Source organism: Alcaligenes pakistanensis, assembly GCF_014652815.1.
GTDB lineage: Bacteria > Pseudomonadota > Gammaproteobacteria > Burkholderiales > Burkholderiaceae_B > Alcaligenes > Alcaligenes pakistanensis.
This window is the reverse complement of sequence record NZ_BMZN01000003.1, coordinates 774,646-782,227: the sequence shown is the minus strand read 5'-3', so window position 1 is coordinate 782,227 and position 7,582 is coordinate 774,646. Positions and strand designations below refer to the sequence as shown.

General features: G+C 53.0%; 3 protein-coding genes. All 3 read left to right on the top strand.

Annotated features, from left to right (window positions below; all coding sequences use genetic code 11):
- Window positions 1-4,456: Ig-like domain-containing protein (locus IE156_RS18540; protein ID WP_189392898.1), on the top strand; the 4,456-nt coding region annotated here is incomplete at its 5' end.
- 423 nt (window positions 4,457-4,879) lie between these two features.
- Window positions 4,880-5,512 (top strand): transglutaminase-like cysteine peptidase, encoded by a 633-nt coding sequence (locus IE156_RS12810; protein WP_189392897.1) that lies wholly within the window; start codon window positions 4,880-4,882, stop codon window positions 5,510-5,512.
- Window positions 5,513-5,611: 99 nt separating this feature from the next.
- Window positions 5,612-7,552 carry a bifunctional diguanylate cyclase/phosphodiesterase gene (locus IE156_RS12805; RefSeq protein WP_189392896.1) on the top strand — a complete coding sequence of 647 codons (1,941 nt, stop codon included), beginning with the start codon at window positions 5,612-5,614 and terminating at the stop codon, window positions 7,550-7,552.
- Window positions 7,553-7,582: the final 30 nt, after the last annotated feature.

Genomic DNA, 7,582 nt, shown 5'->3' with positions numbered 1-7,582 from the left:
CGCGATCAATGTGATCGCTGAAGATGACGTGATCAATAAGGCTGAGTCTGAGTCCGACGTGACCATTACCGGTACCGTGGGTAAAGACGTTAAGGCTGGTGACACGGTCACGGTGACCGTGAACGGTAAGGACTACACGACCACGGTTAACGCTGATGGTAAGACCTGGAACGTGGATGTTCCTGGCTCTGAGTTGATCCAAGACACGAACGTTAAAGCCAAGGTTGAGACTGAAGACGCCGCAGGTAACCCTGCTTCGGCTGAAGCTGACCGTGACTACGGCATCGACACCACGCTGCCCGAAGCTGAGATCGCGATCAATGTGATCGCTGAAGATGACGTGATCAATAAGGCTGAGTCTGAGTCCGACGTGACCATTACCGGTACCGTGGGTAAAGACGTTAAGGCTGGTGACACGGTCACGGTGACCGTGAACGGCAAGGATTACACGACCACGGTTAACGCCGATGGCAAGACCTGGAACGTGGATGTTCCTGGCTCTGAGTTGATCCAAGATACGAACGTTAAAGCCAAGGTTGAGACGGAAGACGCCGCGGGTAACCCTGCTTCGGCTGAAGCTGACCGTGACTACGGCATCGACACCACGCTGCCCGAAGCCGAGATCGCGATCAATGTGATCGCTGAAGATGACGTGATCAATAAGGCTGAGTCCGAGTCCGACGTGACCATTACCGGTACCGTGGGTAAAGACGTTAAGGCTGGTGATACCGTGACCGTCACGGTCAACGGTAAGGACTACACGACCACGGTTAACGCTGACGGTAAGACCTGGAACGTAGACGTTCCTGGCTCTGAGCTGATCCAAGACACAAACGTTAAAGCCAAGGTTGAGACCGAAGACGCGGCAGGTAACCCTGCTTCGGCTGAGGCTGACCGTGACTACGGTATCGATACGGATCTGCCCGAAGCTGAGATCGCGATCAATGTGATCGCTGAAGACGACGTGATCAATAAGGCTGAGTCTGAGTCCGACGTGACCATTACCGGTACCGTTGGCAAGGATGTGAAGGCCGGTGATACCGTGACCGTGACGGTCAACGGCAAGGACTACACGACCACGGTTAACGCTGACGGCAAGACCTGGAACGTAGACGTTCCTGGCTCTGAGCTGATTCAAGACACGAACGTTAAAGCCAAGGTTGAGACCGAAGACGCCGCTGGCAACCCTGCCAGCGCTGAAGCTGACCGTGACTACGGCATTGACACCACGCTGCCCGAAGCTGAGATCGCGATCAATGTGATCGCTGAAGACGACGTGATCAATAAGGCCGAATCGGAAGGTGATGTCACTATCACGGGTACGGTGGGTAAAGACGTTAAGGCTGGCGACACGGTCACGGTGACCGTGAACGGTAAGGACTACACGACCACGGTTAACGCCGATGGCAAGACCTGGAACGTGGATGTTCCTGGCTCTGAGTTGATCCAAGACACGAACGTTAAAGCCAAGGTTGAGACTGAAGACGCGGCAGGTAACCCAGCCAGCGCTGAAGCTGACCGTGACTACGGCATCGATACGGATCTGCCCGAAGCCGAGATCGCGATCAATGTGATCGCTGAAGATGACGTGATCAATAAGGCTGAGTCTGAGTCCGACGTGACCATTACCGGTACCGTTGGTAAAGACGTTAAGGCCGGCGACACGGTCACGGTGACCGTGAACGGTAAGGACTACACCACGACCGTTAACGCCGATGGTAAGACCTGGAACGTGGATGTTCCTGGCTCTGAGTTGATCCAAGACACGAACGTTAAAGCCAAGGTTGAGACCGAAGATGCAGCGGGTAACCCTGCTTCGGCTGAAGCTGACCGTGACTACGGTGTTGATACCGACGCTCCTGAAGCTTCGATCACCATCAACACCATTGCTGGTGACGACGTGATCAACAAGGCTGAGTCCGAGTCCGACGTGACCTTGACCGGTACGGTTGGCAAGGATGTGAAGGTCGGTGATACCGTGACCGTGACGGTCAATGGTAAGGACTACACGACCACGGTTAACGCCGATGGTAAGACCTGGAATGTGAATGTTCCCGGTTCCGAACTGGCTCTGGATGATAATGTCCACGCCAAGGTCGAGACCAAGGACGATGCTGGTAACAGTGCTAGTGCTGAAGCCGATCGCGACTACGGTGTGCAGACTACATTGCCTGAAGCCGACATCACTTTGAATCCGATCGCCGGTGACGGCGTGATTGATCACAAGGAAGCAGGTGACGGTAAGGGCACGATCGATGTCACCGGTACGGTTGGCAAAGATGTTCAGCCAGGCGATACCGTGACTCTGACTATCGGTGGTAAGGAATACACCGGTACGGTTGGTAATGATCTGACCTTCAAGATCCCAGTGCCTGTACAGGATCTGCTGAAGAACGATACGGTCGATGCCAAGGTCACGACGACAGACTCGGCTGGCAATAGTGCTTCTGCCAACGATTCCGGCCCATACACGCTGGATGTGGATCAGCTGATTGTCGATGGCAACGGTGGTGGTACGCCTAGCGGCGGTGTGGGTGATGACGTCATCATCGGCGACCGCGGTGGTGTACAAGAAAACATCGTTCACGGCCAGAGCTACAACATTGCCATTCTGGTTGACCGTTCCAACAGCATGAAGGAAGCCTCTGGTACGGACAATATGAACCGTATGCAGTTGCTCAAGGCTGCGCTGACGACTTTGGCCGAGAGCTTGGCCAATCACGAAGGCGGCACGGTGAACCTGAGCATCATTGGCTTTGGTACCAAGGCTGATACGCCTCTGGTCTTCAAGGATCTGACTCATGCCGATTTGATTAGTCTGCTGAATTCGATCGACACCTTGAATGGCTACAACTCCAATTGGAACTCCAATGTGGGTGGTACCAACTATGAAGCGGCCTTTAAAGCGGCTGAAGCATGGTTCAAGACTGGCGACGCACCTGCAGTCGACAAGAACGGCAACAACTATGAAAACGTTACGTATTTCCTGACAGACGGCAACCCAACCCAGTACGGTACTGGTCAAGGTGCAGGTAGTGGCTATGACTCCACCGCTGACTCACGTGGTAAGACTGCCTATGACAGCTTGGTGACATCCTCGGGCAGCAAGGTTTACGCCGTGGGTATTGGTAACGACGTTAGCGTGGATGTGCTGCGCAAGTACGACAACACCGGCACCGAGATCATTGATGTGGTGCGTGGTAGCAAGGACGTTACCGACTTCGAAAACGGTAGTCACGCCGGTTGGACGAAGGTTAACGGTAACGGCTCTTTGGGTGTTCATAATTTGGGTAGTACCCGCAATCCTGATAATCGTCTGGAAATTACGGATACCTATAGCAGTTGGAATGACACATCCACAACGGTTACTGGTCCTGGTATGACTGTCGCAGCTGGCAGCTATGGCAAGCTGAGCTTCCATTATTCTGAAAGTGGGCGCAAGAGCCAGGATGTATTCCAGTGGCAACTGCAGAAGTTCAACGAGAAGACTGGAAACTGGGAGGTCGTTGAATCTGGGAGCCGTATTAACAGCAACGGCACTATTACGACCAAGCCAGTTGGCGAAGGTAAGTACCGCTTCGAATTCTTGGTGGATGATCGTTCCAGCAGTGGTAATTACAAGGTCTACATTGATGACGTCACTCTGTTGTCCTCCGGCAATCCAAATGATTGGACAGAGGTCAATAAGGTCGACATCGTTAATACCAAAGAAGACTTGGATGCAGCCTTGAAGGGTGGTTCGGTAACGAACGATCCAGCACCTGTCGGTAATGACCACATCATCGGTGGCGACGGTAATGACATCATCTTTGGTGACACGATCAATACCGATGGTGCTGTCTTGCCATGGCATGAAGTGGGTGGTCGCCCAGACAACTTGCCTGATGGCTCCGGTCTGAAGGCGCTGGAAGTGTTCTTGCAGATGAAGAACGGCGGTACTCCAGCTACGGGTAACGATATCTACGACTACATCAAGGGCAACCACGAAGCTTTCAACGTTGATGGCGACAAACGTGGTGGCGATGACATCCTTGATGGTGGCAACGGTAACGACATCCTGTACGGCCAGGGCGGTAACGACACTCTGATCGGTGGTGCCGGCGACGACATCATGTTCGGTGGTGAGGGTGATGACACCTTTGTGTGGAATAAGGGTGATCAAGGCACTGCCAGCAAACCGGCTGTTGATAAAGTGATGGACTTTGGTGATGCGGGTACCGACACCTTGGATATCACTGATCTGTTGTCGGGCCATGACCTCAATAGCGGTGATCTGAGCCAGTACCTGACGGTAAGCCGCTCGGATAACGGCAAGATGGAAATCGGTATCAGCTCTCAAGGCAATGGTCAGATTGATCAGAAGATCATTCTGGACAACATCGACTTTGATGCAGAGAAGGCAGCTCAGATCGCCAACTCGCTGAAAGACGGTACTTTGAAGTCTTCTGATTTCTAAGCTGTTCACCGGATAGGCGCTACCTGCGGGTAGTGCCAAGCCCCACATGCCTTTTGGCTTTGTGGGGCTTTTTTTATGCCCGTAGCTTGTCGTCAGCGCCAATAGTGAATGTTTGGCATTTGTGACTATCATCGTGATGTGTCGTAAAAAAGGGCACATGCCGCTTGGCTGCTGCCCAGGTTTAGCCGGGCAAACGTGTGGCTCTGCAGGTTTGAAGGCTGAGTGACTCGCTTTTCAGGAGTAGTTTGAGACCGTTTAACAGCCTGCTCTATATATAGAGGGATTAGGCGCTTAGTCGATTGCCAAGTGCTTACTAAATAGGCAAGCTATAACGCCGTTATAAGGGTTTGCTTATTTGGGATTGACGTGCTCTTGTCTTTTGCCTGGCTACGCTTTTTTCTTCGATCTAGGATTGCACTGTTTGTGCTGGTCGCACTGCTGGTATTGGTGTGGCTGCCTTTGTCGGCGCCTGCCTTGCAGTTCGAGGCAAGCAAGCTTCGTCAGACCGCTGTTTCCCGTTTTGGCGCCCGTGCGGGGACTGCCGTGGATCGGTGGATGAGCAATCTGGAATCCGCCCGTGGTTTAAGCGAACGTCGCCAGTTAGATGCGATTAATGAATTCTGGAATATGACTGTGATGGCTGGTGAAGACATTCATATTTGGGGCCAGCTGGATTATTGGGCAACACCGATTGAAACCTTGGGCAAAGCTGCTGGCGACTGCGAAGACTTTGTCATCGGCAAGTATTTTTCCTTGTTGCATTTGGGTGTACCCAATGAAAAACTGCGCCTGATTTATGTACGCGCCCAGGTGGGTGGTCAAAGTATTGCGCATATGGTGTTGGGCTACTATCCCACGCCGCAGTCCGAGCCTTTGTTGCTGGATAATTTAAGTGGTTCGATTCGTCCCGCCAGCCAACGTCCTGATTTAACCCCTGTGTTTAGCTTTAACTCACAAGGGGTGTATGTGGGTAATACTCAAAAAGGTTCGGTAGACAGTATTAGCCGCTGGCGTGGTTTGCTGGAAAAAATGCGTAAGGAAGGTTTTGTACCTTGATGCCCACTGGCCTTCAGGTCAGCAGGCAGATCTTGAGCAAACCCCAAGGCACCCGTCAGGGTGGGCTAGACCAGAATTTATGGAATATACGGAAGCGCTATGTCTTTACTTAAACAGCTCTTGCTAAGTGTCTCGTGCGCGATTCTTGCTATTTTGATTGGCACGCTATGGTTTAGCGTGGATTCGGCAAGACAGTACTTAAGTAGCCAGTTACAGGCTCAGGGAGAGTCGGCGGCTACGTCCTTGGCGTTGACCCTGTCTCAACCCAGCAATCAGGATGCGATTACTCAAGAGCTTCTGATCTCCGCCTTGTACGACACAGGGCAGTTTGAGCATATCCGTTTCTATGACACCTCCAATGCGGTTGTGGTGGAACGCAGTGCCCAGCAAGAGAGGCAAGCTAGCACCTCTTCACCTGAGTGGTTCGCCAATTCCTTGCCCATTGATGTACCCAAGGCCTCGGCTCATGTCAGTAACGGCTGGAACCAGATCGGCACAATTGAAGTGAAAGCGGCTGATGAATACGCCCGTGCCAGTTTGTGGAAAAGTTTTGTACGTGTCACCTTACTCGTCCTGGGTGCAGGGATTGTTTGGGGCATTTTTGTGCTGATGGTTATGGCCTGGTTGCGTCGGGCCTTGCGTGAGCACGTGCAGTTCGAGCTTCAGCAGATGGATCAGAGTGAATCCGTACCCAGCCGCAAGAAAGTGCGCACTATTCCTGAGCTGGAAGCGGTGACTCATACGCTAAGCACTGTGCAAAAGCGTATACGCGTCAGCAGTCAGGAGCAAAATGACCGGATCGAGCAATTGCAACTGGAGTTGAACTGCGATCCAGTGACCGGCTTGGCGAATCGTAAATATTTTGTGAACCTGTTCCGTCAGGTGCTGCAGCAGGAAGAGGGCGGCCATGTGCTGCTGTTCCGTCAACGGGACTTGTTGCCCTTGAATACTTCTTTGTCGCGGGATGCGGTGGATGCCTGGCTAAAGCTGGTGACGCAGCGTTGTACAGAGCTTTTGCAGAAAAACGGTATGAACGTAGGCAATCTGGCTCGCTTGAATGGGTCTGATTTTATTGTGCTGCTTCAAGGGCAGACCGGGCCGCAGGTTATGGTTTTCGCCCAGGAATTGCGTACTGCCTTGCAAGAGCTGCGCCAGCCATTAAAAGATGGCAGCCTGTGCCGTTGGTCTATGGCCATGACCAACTATGAAGGGCAGGATTCGCTTAGTGCGGTCATGACGCGTTTGGATAATGCTTTGATGCGCGCCGAAGGGGCAGGGCACCAAGAGGTGGAGTACCGCCCATCCGAGGGGGCTCATCACGAAGCTAGCTCTTCGATTGGCGAGCAGGAATGGCATTCCCGTATAAAGAGCGGCCTGGAGCAGGGTCGAATTGAGCTAAATGTGAAGCCGGGGGTGGGCGTCTGGGGGCAGTCTGGTCAGATCCATGATGCTACGTTGAATTTATTGCCCGAGCAGCCTGGGCAGGCTAGCTTGCCTGCTTACCTGTTTATTCCCGTTGCAGTTCGACTGGGTTTGTCTTGGCAGTGTGACTTGCGAACGATGGAGTTGGCCTGCGATTGGCTGGCCAATAATGAGGGCAGCTTAAGTGTTCGAGTGTCCTGGGCCTCTGTGATCAAGCCGGGTTTTGGAGGTCAGGTGGTGCAGGCTCTGGCAGCAGCAGGGGATAAGGCTCAGCGACTGATCATTGAGTTGGATGCCTACTGCCTGAGCGAACACGATGTTGAGACCGTCGCCTTTGTAGATAAGTTACGCCCCTTGGGAGTGCAGTTTGGTCTACGTCGTGTCCTGGAGCAGCCCGAGTCCATTCTGTGGCTGCACTTGATGGCGCTCAAGTATATCGTCCTAGACGATGAGCGTGCTCAGACTCTTCAGACCGAGGTAGGCGGGCGTCATTTATTGACCGCATTTTTGCAAAGTCTGCAGGAACTGGGAATTGGCTTGCGCCGGGTAACCCGTGCCAGCAACAGTACCCAGCTGGACGAGTTGTTGCGTGAAAACGCCGTCCTGCCAAGGCCTTAGCAAATATCCCCTTGTTTTTTTGGGGCTTGT

Excerpts from the sequence above, each read along its gene's own strand:
- IE156_RS12805 (WP_189392896.1), top strand. The coding sequence starts at position 5,612 with ATGTCTTTACTTAAACAGCTCTTGCTAAGTGTCTCGTGCGCGATTCTT.